The sequence below is a fragment of the Flagellimonas sp. HMM57 genome, assembly GCF_021390175.1.
Taxonomy (GTDB): Bacteria; Bacteroidota; Bacteroidia; order Flavobacteriales; family Flavobacteriaceae; genus Flagellimonas.
The window spans coordinates 3,162,838-3,177,718 of the sequence record NZ_CP090004.1; the positions used below are offsets into that span (position 1 = coordinate 3,162,838).

Below are 14,881 nucleotides of genomic sequence, written 5' to 3' on the forward strand. Positions count from 1 at the left end.
TTTTTTAGGCCTTTATTTTGATTACATATCCTTTTACTGCAAAAAACAGTAGATATACATAACAAATCATTGGGATAATAAATGCGTACTTAATTCCAATAGTATCGGAGATATATCCCATTAAAGGCGGTACTAATGCCCCACCCACAATTCCCAACAAAAACACTGAGGAACCGGTCTTGGTATATTCTTTCAAATCTTTTGTGCTCAGACTGAAGATAATCGGGTAGATAATAGAGGTGAAAAACCCCACGATAGACAAACAGGTCAACGAGAAATAACCTTCGGTCAAAATGGCTACGCCCACCATAGCAAATGCACCTACACTACAGAGTGCCAACACATTTTGAGGTTTAAACTTTTTTAAGATATAGACTCCCAATAATCGACCAATAAGCACCAATCCCATAAAGGCTGTAATATATTGTGCTGCTTTTTGCTCGGTGAGTTCAGGAATATTGAACCATTTGGCATATCTGATAATGAAACTGACGATACCCACTTCTGCTCCTACATAAAAAAATTCCGCTCCAACGCCGTAAAGGGTATGTTTGAATTTTAAGATATCCAATAAAGGTTTTTTATCCCCTCCCTGCTCCTCTTTTATGGTCGGTAATTTTGTCAACATCACTATCAGGGTGATAATGATTAGAATCACCCCCAGTACTATGTAAGGAGGTTTCACTAAATCGGCCTCAGCAGATAAAAATGTTTCCAGCTCTGTGGGGGAAAAAGCGTCTATGGTTGATTGTGGTACATCCACTTCATGTAATAGCAACAAGGCGGCCAAAGAAGGGGCAATGGTAGCTCCCACTGACCCAATGGCCGCGGCCATACTCAAACGACTCGAAGCTCCTTTGGAATCTCCCAATTTGGTAATGTAAGGTGAAGCGGTAACTTCTAAAACCGCAAACCCTGCAGCCATCACAAACAATGCTAAAAGAAAAAAAGGATATACACGCGTTTCCGCCGCAGGGTAGAATAGAAAAGCGCCAAATGCGGCAATGGCCAATCCGGTTATCATACCTTGGCGGTATCCTTTTTTTTGAATATACCAACCTGCGGGCAACGCTACAATAAAGTAAGCTCCAAAAAAAGCGGATTGCACCAATGATGATTGAAAGTCCGTAAGCTGGCATGCCCTCTTGAGATGTGGAATCAAGACATCATTGATGTTTCTGCTCAAATTCCAAAAAAACATCAATGCCATTACGATAATCAGAGGTACTAAAAAATTGGTATTACTTCCTTTTTTTACCATTAAAATCTCAATTTTAGGGTTTTAAAATTCTATAAGGGCCTTAACCAAATCTTTATGGGCAAACAGTTTTTCAAATTCCATGGGAACATCATTAAAATGGATACGGTGGGTAATAAAAGATGTTGGATCAATTTTGCCAGCTTCCATTAATTCGATTATTCTTTTGAAATCGTTATGTAATGCTGCTCTGCTTGCTTTTAAGGTCAACTCTTTCTTATGGAAATAGGGGTCGTTAAAACAAACATCTCCTTGGAACAATCCGATAAAAACGATGGTACCTCCAGCAGCAACGTATTTGAATGTATTGTGCATGGATATTGGGTTGCCCGTTGCATCTAGTATGATTGTAGGCAAGTCACCATCCAATAGTTTTTCGAGATTTTCCTCAACATGATCGGAAACCAATACCGTGTCGTTCACCTTGGTAATTTCCGTGGCCTTGCTCAGTTTTTGTGCATCAATATCCATCACCAGCACCCTTGCACCCGTTAATTGAGCAAATAGCACGGCTCCTAACCCTATGGGTCCGGCACCAATGACCAATACAATATCATCTTCTTTAATTTCGGCTCTATCAACAGCATGACAACCAATGGCCAAAGGTTCAATGAGAGCAAGTTGATCGTTGGATAATGTTTTTGACGGATGTAATAGTCGGGAAGGAAGCTTCATGAGTTGTTGCATTCCACCATCCACATGCACTCCATACACTCTTAAATAGTCGCCACAATTGGTTTTTCCCCTTCTTGCAGCCTGTCCCACCTTTTCATTATAGTAAGGTTCTACCGAGCAGCGATCTCCAACTTTGACATTAGTGACCTCGATACCTGTTTTCAATACCTCTACGGCCAACTCATGCCCCAATATTCTTGGGTATTGAAAAAAGGGCTGGTTTCCTTTAAACGCGTGTAGGTCCGTGCCACACACTCCCATTTTACTCACCTTGACCAAAGCTTCATCAACTTGCAAATCAGTAGCTGAAGTTTCTTGAGAATAGGTTTCCCAAACACCGGGTTCTTTTAGTCGAATTACTTTTGTCATTTGTTTAGTCTAGTATTGCAGAAGTGATTTCTTCAAAGGTTTCCGGATCTAATTTTCCCAGTTTCCAATCTTCGATGGTTGATTTGATCTGGACTAAATTTCTAGCTCCCATAACTACACGGTCTGCTTCTTTTATCGAAAAAAGATAACGCTGGGCCAAAGTGGCCAAAGGCATTTTTTTACGGTCAGCAATGGCTTTTACTTTCTTGGCATTCGTCAAGTCGAATTTAGTTATCCATTGGCCATCGGCCCCGTTTTGCTGATATTTTTCATAACGATTCCCCAGCAAAGAAAAATGCAGTGCAGAGGCTGCATAGTATGCGATTTCCTGACCTTTGTACTTTTGGATTTCTCCTTCAAAAACCGAAAGGTTACAGGCATCCATCCGTAAAAAGCCGGAAACTACATCAAAATATTCCTTTTTCACATAGGGCATAAAAGTTTTGTTTGGATTTCCCCCAACACCTAGTTGTTTTACCAATCCCTGGGACTTAAATTCAAGTAGAGTAGCAATGGCCTCTTCAATTTGATTTGTGGGAACCAGTTGTGGTTCATGAAGGAACAGTAAATCTATAGTGTTCACTCCTAAGGTCTTAAGGCTATTTTCAATGCTTCGTTGCATACCTTCCTTGGAATAATCCAATTTTACCTCAAAAGCATCGTTTCCTTCCAGTCTTCCTATTTTGGTACTGACAAAGGGCTTTTTTCTCGTCCATTGCAGCAATGCTTGACCTACATATTTTTCCGCATTGGCGTAGGAAGGTGCGGTATCCAATACCTGAACTCCATTTTCAAACGCATATAGCAAAGCATCCACGGATTCTTGGGCCTGTACTTCTCCCCAAACACCGCCTAATCCTGACGTACCATACACCAATCGGCTTTCTCCTCCAAAAGCGCTACTAATTTCATGATTGTCGATATACGAAGGTCTATTCATGAATCAAAAATTTATGGTGGCGCCACCATCTACGGGCAACACTACACCTGTGATATAACGTGCGGCCTTAGAACATAAAAAGACAGCAGCGTTGCCAATATCATTGGTTTGGCCAAAGCCATCCATGGCAATACGATTGACAATTTGTTGTTTTCGATGTTCATCTTTGTTAATGGCGTTCAAGAACATGTTTGATTCTATCCAGCCGGGTGCAATGGCATTCACACGAACATTGCTAGTGGAATATTCGGTGACTAAGGCGTTGACCAATCCAGTCAATGCCGTTTTGGAGGTCCCATAGGCCACTACTTTGTCTATACCGAACAATCCAGCCATAGATCCTATCATGAGAATGGATCCTTTTTTTCGTTTCAGCATGTAATGGGCACATTCGCGCGTCATGGCAAAAACACCCATCACATTGGTTTGTAAGATGCGTTCAAAATCTTCATCCGAAGTTTCTTGGGCCATAGCCTTGTGGTGAATACCTGCATTGTTCACCAAAATTTCTATGGGACCAACGGTTGTTTCTATATCAGATATCAAAGCGGGTATTTCAGCTTTATTAGTGATATCATTGACGCGGTAGCTTGCGTTTTCTCCTAACTCAGCGACGGCTTCCTGTAACACTTTCTCTCTCCTTCCGGTAATTACTACACAGGCTCCAGCTTTGACAAAAGCTTTGGAAATACCCAGTCCTATCCCCACACCTCCACCGGTAACCAAAGCCAGTTTTCTTTCTAAGGAAAATGCGGATAAATCCATGTTCATATTATTTGATTTCAGTTAGTTTATTGTCCAAAAAATTGAACCCCCAACCAGGTAAATCGTGAGGTTCGGCATAACCGTTTTTAACTGCCATAGGGTTATCGATCAATGGATCGACCCAATCGAAGGATTCTGCTCCCGCACCATTAGGAATGGTACATAACAAAGGAACATCATAATCTTTGTAGTAGTGTGGCAATACGGGCAAATGGAAACTATGGGCTAAAGCTGCACTTTCTCGCCAGGCCTCTACGCCACCTATTCTTAAAATGTCTGGCTGCCAAATATCCAATGCATTTCTTGAGGCCAATTCACGGAGGGGGACCGTATCAAATTCTCGCTCGCCCATGGCCAAAGATATGCCCGTTTGGTTTTTCAGCGCTTCGTACGCTTGGTAATTTTGATGGTTCACGGGCTCTTCAAACCAATTGATATTTAAGTCTTTTGCCCCATTGGATAATTTAAGTGCCGCAGGTAGCTCCATACCTTGGTTGGCATCCATCATGATATCCACATCATCTCCCACCGCCTCGCGCACTTTTCTCAGGCGTTCCAAATCCGTACTCATTTTAGGGGAACCGACTTTTATTTTCACAGCCTTAAATCCACGGCTCGCATAATCTGTAACTTCCGCGATGAGTTCATCAATGGTGTAGGAAATCCATCCGCCACTGCCATAGATGTTTATTTTTTCCTTGGTCACCCCCAATAACTTATGAACGGGAGAGTTTTGGGATTTTGCCCAAGCATCCCACATGGCAATGTTCACAGTGGCTTGAGACCATCTGAGCAAGCCCTGATTCCCAAAATATTCAAATAGCCCATTTAATTTGGCATAGACAGCTCCAGTTTCAAAACATTGATGTCCCTTTACTGCGGGAATAACATCTTTTAAAGCCCCAATAATGGCATTTGGGGAATATTGGAACGATAATAAATACGATTCTCCCACTATTCCATTTTCCAACTGAAGACGCATTACAACAAATGAAATCTCGGTCAAGGTATGTGTAGCATCCGAGATAGGTCGCTTAAGTTCAGTAGAAGCTTTGTATAATTTTATGTCTCTAATGGCTAAATCCATCATAGTTCACCTCATTTTTTTAGGATATTACAAATATTCTTGATTTTATTGAGTAATCCGTACAGCATATAATATATTTTATGTACTATATTGATTTTTTTGCCTTAGCTTAGAGGGAAATTGTATTAATATTTGTCATATTTGAAAGCAGCATGAAAGCATTTCTTAGAGAAGTTAGTACATCACCCGATAGTTCTTTTAAGGTAAAGGTTTTTGATGAGAAGGAGTTTAAGGCAGAATGGCACTATCATCCCCAGTACGAACTTACCTATATGGTCAGGAGTACGGGCATACGCTATGTTGGGGATTCCATGGACTCCTTTAAACGAGGGGATTTGGTATTGGTAGGTGCCAACCTTCCCCATGCATGGAAAACCATTAATGCCAAAAATGAACGCGTAAAATGTGTGGTGCTGCAATGGAATGAGAGTCTGCTTCAAGATTGGTTGGAAAAACCGGAGTTTACCTCGATAAAAACATTGCTGCAAAAATCTTCTAGAGGGATTGTATTTGACTATGATACGGCCATATCCCTTGAAAAGCCATTTGTTTCCTTAATCCGACAACAACCTTTCGACAGATTGATTACCTTATTGAATATTTTAAATACCCTGTCCACAACATCCAAGACGCAGGTATTGGCCGGACCTGGTTTTGGTAAGGCCTTGTCCTCCAAGGAGAGCCATCGAGTCAATGTTATCCATAACTACATCAAGGATAACATTCATAGCCAAAATTTACTTTCAGAACTATCAAAACAGCTTTCTATGAGTAAGGAAGCCTTCTGTAGATTTTTTAAAAGAACCTTTGATAAGACTTTTTCGAACTATGTCAATGAATATAAAATAACCTTAGCGAGTAAACTACTGATAGAGACTGATTTGTCCGTATCTGAAATAGGCTACGAATCCGGTTACAATAACCTCTCCTTTTTTCATAGGCGATTTACTATGCATAAGCAGATGTCGCCAAAGCGATATCGCCAGAACTTTCAGAATATATAATACCACTATACTTTCACTCTAGAGGCATATAGCCCATATACGGCAACTACGATTAAACATAGGAATGGGAGAATAAAAGAAAAATGAATTTCCGATATCCCAAGCGCAACCACATCACCAAATACTTCCTGACCATTGACAGTATCTCCAAAATCCATGATCCAAGCCTGAAGTTTAGGTAAAAATGCGCCTCCCACAATGGCCATGATCAAACCAGATGAGGCTAACTTTGCCTCTTCGCCCATATCCTTGAGGGCCAGGCCGTATATGGTCGGAAACATAATGGACATAAATACGGATATCATGACCAAGAAAATTACACTTGACAATCCAGAGGAAAGCATAACGCCTAGACACATTAAAGCCCCCATAGTTCCAAACAAGGCCAGCATTTTTGCCGGATTTACATTTTTCATGAGTGCAGTTCCTATAAATCTAGTGGTTACAAAAGAAATCATAGCGGCTATATTCCACCATGTGGCTTCAATTCCCAAATTACTGGATGTATTCAAGTATTCGACCAGCTGAAATATGGCTGTCCAGCACATGATTTGAGCACCCACATAAAATGTTTGAGCAATGACTCCAAAAAGGTAGGTCTTGCTCTTAAATATCTTCTGTACCGATTCGCTGATGGACAATGGAGCTCCCATGTCTTTTGAAGGAATCTTGGTTTTAAGAATAATCAAAAAGATAAAGGCAACAAATAGACCTACTGCGATATAGGGAAGGCTGATGACATCAAGGTCGTGATTTTTTATTTCGGTAGCTTTTTCTGCCCCCAATGCCAAAAGGACCTCACTATTTTCATAATCCGTGGAAAATAGCCTGTCCAATACCACAAATTTGGCTACGAGCATACCAGTCAAAGATCCAATAGGATTGAACGATTGTGCAAGATTGAGCCTGCGTGTTGCTGTTTTTGGGTCTCCCATGGAAAGAATCAATGGGTTAGAGGTTGTTTCTAAAAAACCCAGACCACAGGTAATAACAAATAATGAAATTAAAAAATAGGTGTATGAACCATTTTCTGCAGCAGGATAAAAAAGTATGGCGCCAATGGCATAAAGTGCCAAGCCTATCAATAAACCTGATTTGTAGTTGAACTTTCGAATAAACAAGGCTGCAGGTATGGCCATGACCCCGTACCCAAAATAGAAGGCAAATTGTACATTATAGGCCTCTTTATTGGAAAGCACCATTACTTTTTTGAATGCGGCAACCATAGGGTTGGTCAAATCGTTGGCAAACCCCCATAGAGCAAAAATTGACGTAGCTGCTATAAATGGAACCAATAACTCTTTGGATACTACGGGTATTTTCTTTGCTGAACTCATATTTTTTTGTTTCAGAATTCTGTCAATAAGGCTCTATCCAAATGCACATACCCTCCATCTACAAATATGAATTGGCCGGTGGTATGCGATGATTTTTCTGAAATAATGAACAAACAAGTGCTGGCAATCTCATCCGTGGTCGTCATCCTATTTTCAAAAGGTATATTTCGAGTTATCGATTGGAGTTTTTCCGCTCCATTTTCAATACTATCGATCCATGTTTTGTACGAGGGTGTCCAACATTCCGCTATGATAACGGCATTAGATCGTATACCATATTCCACAAGGTCAACTGCCCATTCTCGGGTAAGGCCAAGTACACCACCTTTAGAAGCGGCGTATCCAGAAGTGCCTCCTTGACCTGTTAAGGCCACTTTGGAGCCGATATTCAAAATATTCCCTCCCGAAGCTTTTAAATAAGGTAATGTATGTTTCACTACTAAAAAATAGCTCACCATATTTAACTTGAGCGAATACATGAAATCTTCATAACTAGCATCAAGTCCTGCGCTATCATTTATCCCAACATTGTTAATGACCACATCAATTCTACCATACTTTGCGGCAATGGTATCTATGGCATTTTTAATTTCTTCGGGCTTTGTTACATCGGTTTTGCAAAAAATCGAGTCAATTCCTTTTTTATTGGCTTCTTTTGCATAACTATATCCTCTATCATTACGATCAATACTAACCGGGATTGCCTTTTCTTCCACTAATTGATCAAAAATGGTTTTACCGATGCTTCCTTCGATTCCAGCTGCGCCGGTTATCACCACTACCTTATTTTTCAATCCTAGATTCATTTGTTTTTTTCTGGGTTTGACATAAATTATAGAACATATTAGCATTACCTCCCATGATAGCAGCTTGTTCGTCTGTACTCATGTTCTCGATGTAATCTATAATAAGATCCTTTACTCTTTTATAGTTGGCAGCAACCAAACATACTGGCCAATCTGAACCAAACATTGTCCTTTTTGCACCAAAAATGTTGAGAACTAAATCTAGATATGGTTTGATATCTACCTTGGTCCACAGGTCATAATCCGCTTCTGTAACCATTCCTGATACTTTGCAATACACATTTTCGTGCTTGGCAATTGCAGTCATTAACGCTGCCCAACCATCAAAAAAACCATCTCTGATATAGGGTTTCGCAATATGGTCTATAACAAACTTTTGGTTTGGAAATTTTTTCACAAACTCTAATGTGGCACCTAATTGATGTGGAAAAACTAGAATGTCATAGGCATATCCAAATTGCCCAAGTTTAGCTATTCCGTTTAAAAATTGTAGCCTTAGCAAAAAATTGTGATCAGGTTCACTTTGTACTACATGTCGGAAGCCTTTTACAATGTTAACATGGCTATACTTCTCTAATTCCGCTTCTACATTTTGACTTCTAAAGTCTACCCAACCCACAATTCCTTTTATAAAATCATAATTATTAGATAGTTCGATGAGGAAATCGGTCTCTTCTAAAGTTTGGTCTGCCTGAACCGCCACACAACCGTCCACATTGTTTTCTGCATATACCTGCTTTAGATCATCAGGAGTAAAATCTCGTCGTATTATCGCCATTTTGTCATCAATCCATTCATGTTTGATGGGATTGTAATGCCAAAAGTGTTGATGTGAATCGATGACCATAAAATAATTTTCTAAGCTGAGGTTTCAACCTTTATTACGGTTGCCATTCTATCTTTTATGTTTTTAGGTATTTTGATCTGGAGTCCTTCTCCCGTAACCTCCCATTGTACTTGAGAAGATTCCCCTAAAATTGAAACCTTTTCAATTCTTACAGGATCTAAAATGTGTTTTTTCGCAAATGCCTTCAGGAGCATTTCTACTCCTTTTTTTGGAGTGCCCTGTGCAATCGCATAGATGTTATAGTCCTTGGTAGTATATCTTATATCTTCTGCGGTATATTTGATTTTATGGAATGCCTCGTGATTCTCGAAATGCCCTGTAGGCTCTTTTGTAGGGCCTTCACCGAAGGTATACCATGCTTCCGTATCATAAATAGCCTCACCAAATTCCGATAGCCAATTCCCCATTTTGAGCAATACTTCTTTTTGATTACTTGGGATAGATCCATCGGCCATGGGAGAAATATTGAGTAATAAGACTCCGTTTTTACTTACAATGTCAATAAGAACATGTAGCACGTCTTGTGGACTTTTTACCTTTAAGTTCTCGGTGTAACACCAACTGCCGTTGCTCACCGTGGCATCGGTCATCCATGTTTTGGTACCAATGATATTTTTTCGGGATTGTTCTAAATCGTCAACACTCACAGATAATGGTAAATCATGTTGCTTTCTAACAATGACCACTTCTTTATCCCATTCTTTCGCTTTGTTCAAATAGTAAGCTGAAAATGCTTGACGATGTTTTTCGGGGATGGCATCCAAAACATAATCGAACCAGATAATATCGGGTTGGTATTTATCGATCACTTCTTCCAACTTGCCCAACCAAATCTCTTCCAACCATTTTTCTTCGGGCATGTTTCCATAGAGTAATGCCAGTTGAGAATCGTTAGAACTGGGCGGCATCCCTTCAAAATAAGGGTAATGACTTAAAGGGTTCTCTTTATTTAGTTCTTTGCTGCGTTGCAATTGTTTGGAATGGTGAAAGGTGGTGATCAGTTTTATTTCTCTAGCATCCAAGGCTTTTTTAAGTTCTCCTGTGATATCTCGTTTAGGTCCTTTGTCCATCACATTCCATGGGGTGACATCGCTATCCCACATAGCAAACCCATCGTGGTGTTCTGCAACCGGTCCTGCAAAGCGCGCGCCGGCTTTACGAAAAAGTTCGGCCCACTCTTCCGCATCAAATTTTTCAGCCTTGAACATCGGAACAAAATCATGATACCCAAATTCCGATGGATGGCCATACTTGGCTAGATGATGTTTATACACAGGGTGGTCCTCAAAGTGCATGTGCCTAGGGTACCATTCATTATCGAAAGCAGGAACTGAGTAAACTCCCCAGTGAAAATAGATACCCAATTTCGCATTTTTGAACCACTCAGGGGATTCCTCGTGTTTACTTAAAGATTTCCAATCGGATTGATATTGTACCCTGTCTTTGTTTGCTATTAGCTGTGATGAAACATTTTCATTTGACTTTTGTCGACATGCGAACATCGAAAAGGCCAGTGTTATTACAAAAATGAATTTTACTGCTTTCATCTAGTCTTTTGATTGATTAAAATGTATTAGAGCAGGATTCATTCCATCATTGATGATGGTGTGAGCGTATTTTGAAACTAATTCGGTGAATCCTTCCAAAGCAGTGAGGTCCACTCCCCAGAATTCCTTTTGGGACAATACCTTATGTATTGCCGAAGTAATTGTATCGAGGTCATGCTCCTTGGCTTGAGCCCACAGTTCTTTAAAAAAAGCCAACACGTCCGGATTATCTTTGAGCTGAATGGTCTCCTCGTTTCGCTTGCCCCTATAAAAAACAATTAGGGATGCCAAGGAAAAGAGCAGTCGTTTGGGGAGTGCATTTCTTCGTCTTATATATTCCAACACCGAAGGCAAGACCCTTGTTTTGTATTTTGAAATGGAATTCAGGGAAATACTCATCAGTGCGTGTTCCAGATATGGATTTTTAAAACGATCTAACACATCGTTGGCAAATTGATCCAGTTCTGGTTTGGGTAAATCCAATGTTGGACAGATTTCCTCAAAAATGGTTTCTTTAAGGAACTTGCCTACTACTTCATCCTCTGTAGATTCACGTACTTTATCGATGCCATAGAGATACCCTACGGGTACTAATGAGGTATGTCCGCCGTTCAGAATTCGGACTTTTCGGGTTCGGTAGGGTTCTATATTGTCGGTAAACACGACGTTAAGTCCGCATTCGTCTGCCGGAAATTCTTCTTTGACCGTATCAGGTCCTTCGATGACCCATAAGTGAAACTGTTCTCCTTCAACCACCAAATTATCTTGGTATCCCAACTCCTTGGTTATTGCATTCATTTTGTCCCTCGGATATCCGGGAACGATTCTATCTACCAAAGTGTTGCAGAATATGGTGTCTTCATTGATCCAATTGGTAAAGTTTGGATCTAAGTTCCATTCTTGGGCGTACTTTAAAATGATTTTTTTGAGGTTTTCGCCATTCTTGTCAATCAATTCACAAGGAATGATGATCAATCCTTTGTCCGAAGCACTTTCAAAATGCAAAAACCTTTTGTACAAAAATGCAGTTAACTTGCCTGGAAAACTTTTTTGCGGGGCGTCTTCCAACGTATCTTCCTTATCATATGAAATTCCTGCTTCGGTAGTATTGGAAATAATGAAACGGAGGTCTGGGTTCTCCGCATTTTTTAAATAGGTAGTATGGTCTTTGTAGGGGTCAATGCCCTCTTGGATACAATCAATAACAGCGTGCTCACTAATTGCTTTCCCATTTTTAATCCCATTGAGGTAAAGTGTGTATAATCCATCTTGATCATTGAGCATATGGATCAAGCCCTGTTCTATGGGCTGAATTACAGTGATACCACTATCAAAATCGACTTTGTTGTTCATCTTATGGATAACCCAGTCTGCAAAAGCTCTTAAGAAATTGCCTTCACCATATTGTAATATTCTTTTGGGATAGCTATGTGCCGATACGGTTTGTCTATTTAGTGTTTTCAATTGCTATAGTATTGATTGTTATAAGGATACACCACGTTTCCATGGGATAAAGTCATTTTGCCCTTTGATATCGGCTTTTGCCATGGTTTCGCCGCTGGCAACTTTTATAATATGTTCCAAGATTTTTTCACCCATACTTTCAATAGTGTCTTCGCCACTTATCACTGTTCCAGCACTCATATCGATGATGTCTCCCATTTTTTGATAAAGTGCCGTGTTGCTGGACAACTTTAATACGGGAGTTATCGGATTTCCTGTTGGGGTTCCCAACCCAGTGGTAAAAACGATCATATTGCATCCCGAACCGGCTAAACCTGTTGTACTTTCAACATCGTTTCCTGGAGTACATAATAAATTAAGACCTGGTTTAGTTACTGTTTCGGTATAATTGAGCACTTCGACTACGGGTGATGTTCCTCCTTTTTTTGCCGCACCTGCCGACTTCATAGCATCAGTAATAAGGCCATCTTTGATATTTCCTGGCGAAGGATTGTTCTCAAAACCAGACCCAACCGCTACTGCCGAATCAGAATATGCTCGCATGAGATCGGCAAATTTTTTGGCATCATGGTCAGTAATACATCTATCAATTAAGTTTTGCTCTACACCATTCAATTCAGGAAATTCTGCAAGCACAGGACTTCCACCAAGTGCAACCAATAAATCGGAGGCATAGCCAAGTGAAGGATTGGCAGATATTCCAGAAAAACCATCTGACCCACCACATTCCAGACCAAGTGTCAACTTGTTTAGAGGTGCTGGTTTTCTCTTCATTTTATTGGCTTCAATCAGTCCCACAAAAGTCAATTTAACTGCCTCTTCAATAAATGCACGCTCACTTTTACTCTGTTGCTGTTCTAGATAATGAACAGGTTTTGAAAAATTAGCATCCTTTTCAAGAAGCGCTTTATTGAGGATTTGCATTTGTGCATTCTGGCACCCTAGACTCAAGACCGTTGCTCCTGCCACATTGGGATTGGTAATATATCCCGCCAACAGTTTACATAGTATTTCTGAATCTTCTCTAGTGCCCCCACAGCCACCGTCATGCTTTAAAAACTTAATGCCATCAACATTGGGAAAGACTCTGTTTTTGGATATTTCTTCTTTTGTGCTGCTAATTGGGATTTCAAAAAGCTCCTCAGCAGTAGCTCCAGATTGGTATTTTTCAATGAGTACCTGTGTGTCAACAGCAAAGTCATTTTTGGTGATATAGCCCAATTTTTCGGATAGTGCTGCATCGATGACATCCAGATTTCTATTTTCACAAAAAGTAAGGGGAATTACCAGCCAGTAGTTTCTGGTACCCACACTACCATCTTTGCGATGATAGCCATCAAAAGTCCTGTTTTTGAACTTGGAAATTGATGGGACTGACCAATCTATATTTCTTTTGGAATCGCCAAAGTTGGCTGAAGCATGCTTTACATTATCTATGGTGATGGCACAACCTTTTGGAATAGGTTTAGTTGCCCTACCAATGAGCACGCCGTACATAAGTATATCGTCTCCAATGGAAAAATCGTTCAACGTGAACTTGTGTTTTCCTTTTATATTTTCCTTTAGGACAATCTCTTTGTCATTAATCAGTAAGACTGCATCCTTTCTTAAATTGGATATAGCTACAGCTACATTGTCCCTTGAATCTATCTGAACGTATGGTGTTGACATGCAAATTTTTTTCTGTTCACATTAAAAGTCTACGGTGGCTTTCATGACCCCAAATTTTGGATCGAGCCAATTGTCAAAATTTGCAATCATCTCTGTGAAGGGGACATTGTGGGTAATAAAAGATTCCACAGGGAATTTATCCAATACATTAATTACATGTTCAAAATCTGCCGTTGTAGCATTGCGACTGCACATGATTGTAGTTTCCTTGGCATGAATTGCCGGGTGTTTATAGGTAAGTTCTCCTTTAGAAAGCCCTACCAATACAAATCTGCCACCATGGGACATATAATCGATTCCCGACTCTAGAGCTCCCTTATGACCTGATGCATCAAATACCGCTGTGCACATATCACCATTTGTTAAATCAACTATTTGTTGTATAGGGTCGTTTGCGACATTTACTACATGGTCCACACCAATTTTTTCTTTGGCATAGCGTAATCGTTCCTCATTTATATCAAGAGCAATTACATTCGCTCTGGCAATTTGTGCTAGTTTCATGAGTCCTATTCCAATTGGACCACATCCAATAACAGCAATGTTTTCTTGCGGTTGTATATTGGCCCTTCTAATAGCGTGGGCTCCAATGGCCAATGGCTCCACAATGACAATATGGTCGTCTGATAGGCCTTTTGCGGGCAACAATACGTTGACAGGTACTGTAATCTGTTCTTGCATGCCGCCATCACTATGCACACCCAATACACTTATATTGGTACAACAATTTGTCTTGCCTGTTCTGCATGCTACACAAGTGCCACAGCTTAAATAGGGCATGATGACCACCTTGTCGCCATTTTGAATTCCATGTGGATTTTCGTCTATTTCCAGTACTTCGGCAGCCAATTCATGACCCAAAATACGAGGATAGGTGAAAAAAGCCTGCCTACCTGCGTAGGCATGCAAGTCCGTACCACAAATCCCTACTTTGTTTATTTTCAACAATGCCTCTCCTTTATTTCTGATGGGGTATTCCTTTTCTTTTAAAAGAAATGTACCTGGCTTCTTGCAAACTAAATATTTCATCAGCTGTTCTAATTCTCAAGCATTGATTACATTGTATCTTGCTTGGAGTAGGTTTTATTAATTTCTTTATCTCTTGTACCTG

At 40.2% G+C, this 14,881-nt stretch carries 13 protein-coding genes; 1 reads left to right on the forward strand and 12 read right to left on the reverse strand.

All coding sequences use genetic code 11. From position 1 onward, the window contains the following. Positions 1-4: 4 nt before the first annotated feature. The 5 genes from fucP (LV716_RS14015) to LV716_RS14035 are packed head-to-tail and all read right to left on the reverse strand — an operon-like array spanning position 5 to position 5,097. On the reverse strand, positions 5-1,261 hold the full coding sequence (gene fucP / locus LV716_RS14015; RefSeq protein ID WP_163418413.1) for an L-fucose:H+ symporter permease: 1,257 nt from the start codon (positions 1,259-1,261) through the stop codon (positions 5-7). Between the two features lie 21 nt (positions 1,262-1,282). Beyond that, on the reverse strand, positions 1,283-2,302 hold the full coding sequence (locus LV716_RS14020) for a zinc-binding alcohol dehydrogenase family protein (RefSeq protein WP_163418414.1): 1,020 nt from the start codon (positions 2,300-2,302) through the stop codon (positions 1,283-1,285). 4 nt (positions 2,303-2,306) lie between these two features. After that, the gene (locus tag LV716_RS14025) at positions 2,307-3,242 is read right to left on the reverse strand and encodes an aldo/keto reductase (protein ID WP_163418415.1); all 936 of its coding nucleotides are present in this window, start codon (positions 3,240-3,242) and stop codon (positions 2,307-2,309) included. A 3-nt stretch (positions 3,243-3,245) separates the two neighbouring features. Continuing rightward, entirely contained in the window at positions 3,246-4,007 is a 762-nt protein-coding gene (locus LV716_RS14030) for an SDR family NAD(P)-dependent oxidoreductase (protein WP_163418416.1), read from the reverse strand. A 7-nt stretch (positions 4,008-4,014) separates the two neighbouring features. Beyond that, entirely contained in the window at positions 4,015-5,097 is a 1,083-nt protein-coding gene (locus tag LV716_RS14035) for a mandelate racemase/muconate lactonizing enzyme family protein (RefSeq protein WP_205600130.1), read from the reverse strand. A gap of 149 nt (positions 5,098-5,246) precedes the next feature. On the opposite strand from LV716_RS14035, the gene LV716_RS14040 reads away from it, so the two are divergent. Then, on the forward strand, positions 5,247-6,098 hold the full coding sequence (locus LV716_RS14040; RefSeq protein WP_163418417.1) for an AraC family transcriptional regulator: 852 nt from the start codon (positions 5,247-5,249) through the stop codon (positions 6,096-6,098). Positions 6,099-6,103: 5 nt separating this feature from the next. Here LV716_RS14040 and fucP (LV716_RS14045) read toward each other — a convergent pair whose 3' ends face one another. Genes fucP (LV716_RS14045) through LV716_RS14075 form a run of 7 tightly spaced genes read right to left on the reverse strand, consistent with a single transcriptional unit; the run spans position 6,104 to position 14,799 of the window. Next, entirely contained in the window at positions 6,104-7,435 is a 1,332-nt protein-coding gene (gene fucP / locus LV716_RS14045) for an L-fucose:H+ symporter permease (RefSeq protein WP_163418418.1), read from the reverse strand. Positions 7,436-7,446: 11 nt separating this feature from the next. Continuing rightward, a complete protein-coding gene (locus LV716_RS14050) occupies positions 7,447-8,241 on the reverse strand; it encodes an SDR family oxidoreductase (protein WP_163418419.1) in 795 nt (264 codons plus the stop codon). Continuing rightward, positions 8,219-9,088 carry an amidohydrolase gene (locus LV716_RS14055; RefSeq protein WP_163418420.1) on the reverse strand — a complete coding sequence of 290 codons (870 nt, stop codon included), beginning with the start codon at positions 9,086-9,088 and terminating at the stop codon, positions 8,219-8,221. Before LV716_RS14055 ends, LV716_RS14050 begins: the two co-directional genes overlap by 23 nt. An 11-nt stretch (positions 9,089-9,099) precedes the next feature. After that, the gene (locus LV716_RS14060) at positions 9,100-10,635 is read right to left on the reverse strand and encodes an alpha-L-fucosidase (protein WP_163418421.1); all 1,536 of its coding nucleotides are present in this window, start codon (positions 10,633-10,635) and stop codon (positions 9,100-9,102) included. Continuing rightward, positions 10,636-12,099 (reverse strand): tagaturonate reductase, encoded by a 1,464-nt coding sequence (locus LV716_RS14065; protein WP_163418422.1) that lies wholly within the window; start codon positions 12,097-12,099, stop codon positions 10,636-10,638. Positions 12,100-12,117: 18 nt separating this feature from the next. Continuing rightward, a complete protein-coding gene (locus tag LV716_RS14070) occupies positions 12,118-13,770 on the reverse strand; it encodes a UxaA family hydrolase (RefSeq protein ID WP_163418423.1) in 1,653 nt (550 codons plus the stop codon). A gap of 21 nt (positions 13,771-13,791) precedes the next feature. Then, on the reverse strand, positions 13,792-14,799 hold the full coding sequence (locus LV716_RS14075; RefSeq protein WP_163418424.1) for a zinc-binding alcohol dehydrogenase family protein: 1,008 nt from the start codon (positions 14,797-14,799) through the stop codon (positions 13,792-13,794). Positions 14,800-14,881 lie beyond the last annotated feature (82 nt).

Coding starts and splice junctions, on each gene's coding strand:
- LV716_RS14050 (WP_163418419.1), bottom strand. CDS start 8,241: ATGAATCTAGGATTGAAAAATAAGGTAGTGGTGATAACCGGCGCAGCT.
- LV716_RS14020 (WP_163418414.1), bottom strand. CDS start 2,302: ATGACAAAAGTAATTCGACTAAAAGAACCCGGTGTTTGGGAAACCTAT.
- fucP (WP_163418418.1), bottom strand. CDS start 7,435: ATGAGTTCAGCAAAGAAAATACCCGTAGTATCCAAAGAGTTATTGGTT.
- LV716_RS14060 (WP_163418421.1), bottom strand. CDS start 10,635: ATGAAAGCAGTAAAATTCATTTTTGTAATAACACTGGCCTTTTCGATG.
- fucP (WP_163418413.1), bottom strand. CDS start 1,261: ATGGTAAAAAAAGGAAGTAATACCAATTTTTTAGTACCTCTGATTATC.
- LV716_RS14075 (WP_163418424.1), bottom strand. CDS start 14,799: ATGAAATATTTAGTTTGCAAGAAGCCAGGTACATTTCTTTTAAAAGAA.
- LV716_RS14040 (WP_163418417.1), top strand. CDS start 5,247: ATGAAAGCATTTCTTAGAGAAGTTAGTACATCACCCGATAGTTCTTTT.
- LV716_RS14025 (WP_163418415.1), bottom strand. CDS start 3,242: ATGAATAGACCTTCGTATATCGACAATCATGAAATTAGTAGCGCTTTT.
- LV716_RS14030 (WP_163418416.1), bottom strand. CDS start 4,007: ATGGATTTATCCGCATTTTCCTTAGAAAGAAAACTGGCTTTGGTTACC.
- LV716_RS14055 (WP_163418420.1), bottom strand. CDS start 9,088: ATGGTCATCGATTCACATCAACACTTTTGGCATTACAATCCCATCAAA.
- LV716_RS14035 (WP_205600130.1), bottom strand. CDS start 5,097: ATGATGGATTTAGCCATTAGAGACATAAAATTATACAAAGCTTCTACT.
- LV716_RS14070 (WP_163418423.1), bottom strand. CDS start 13,770: ATGTCAACACCATACGTTCAGATAGATTCAAGGGACAATGTAGCTGTA.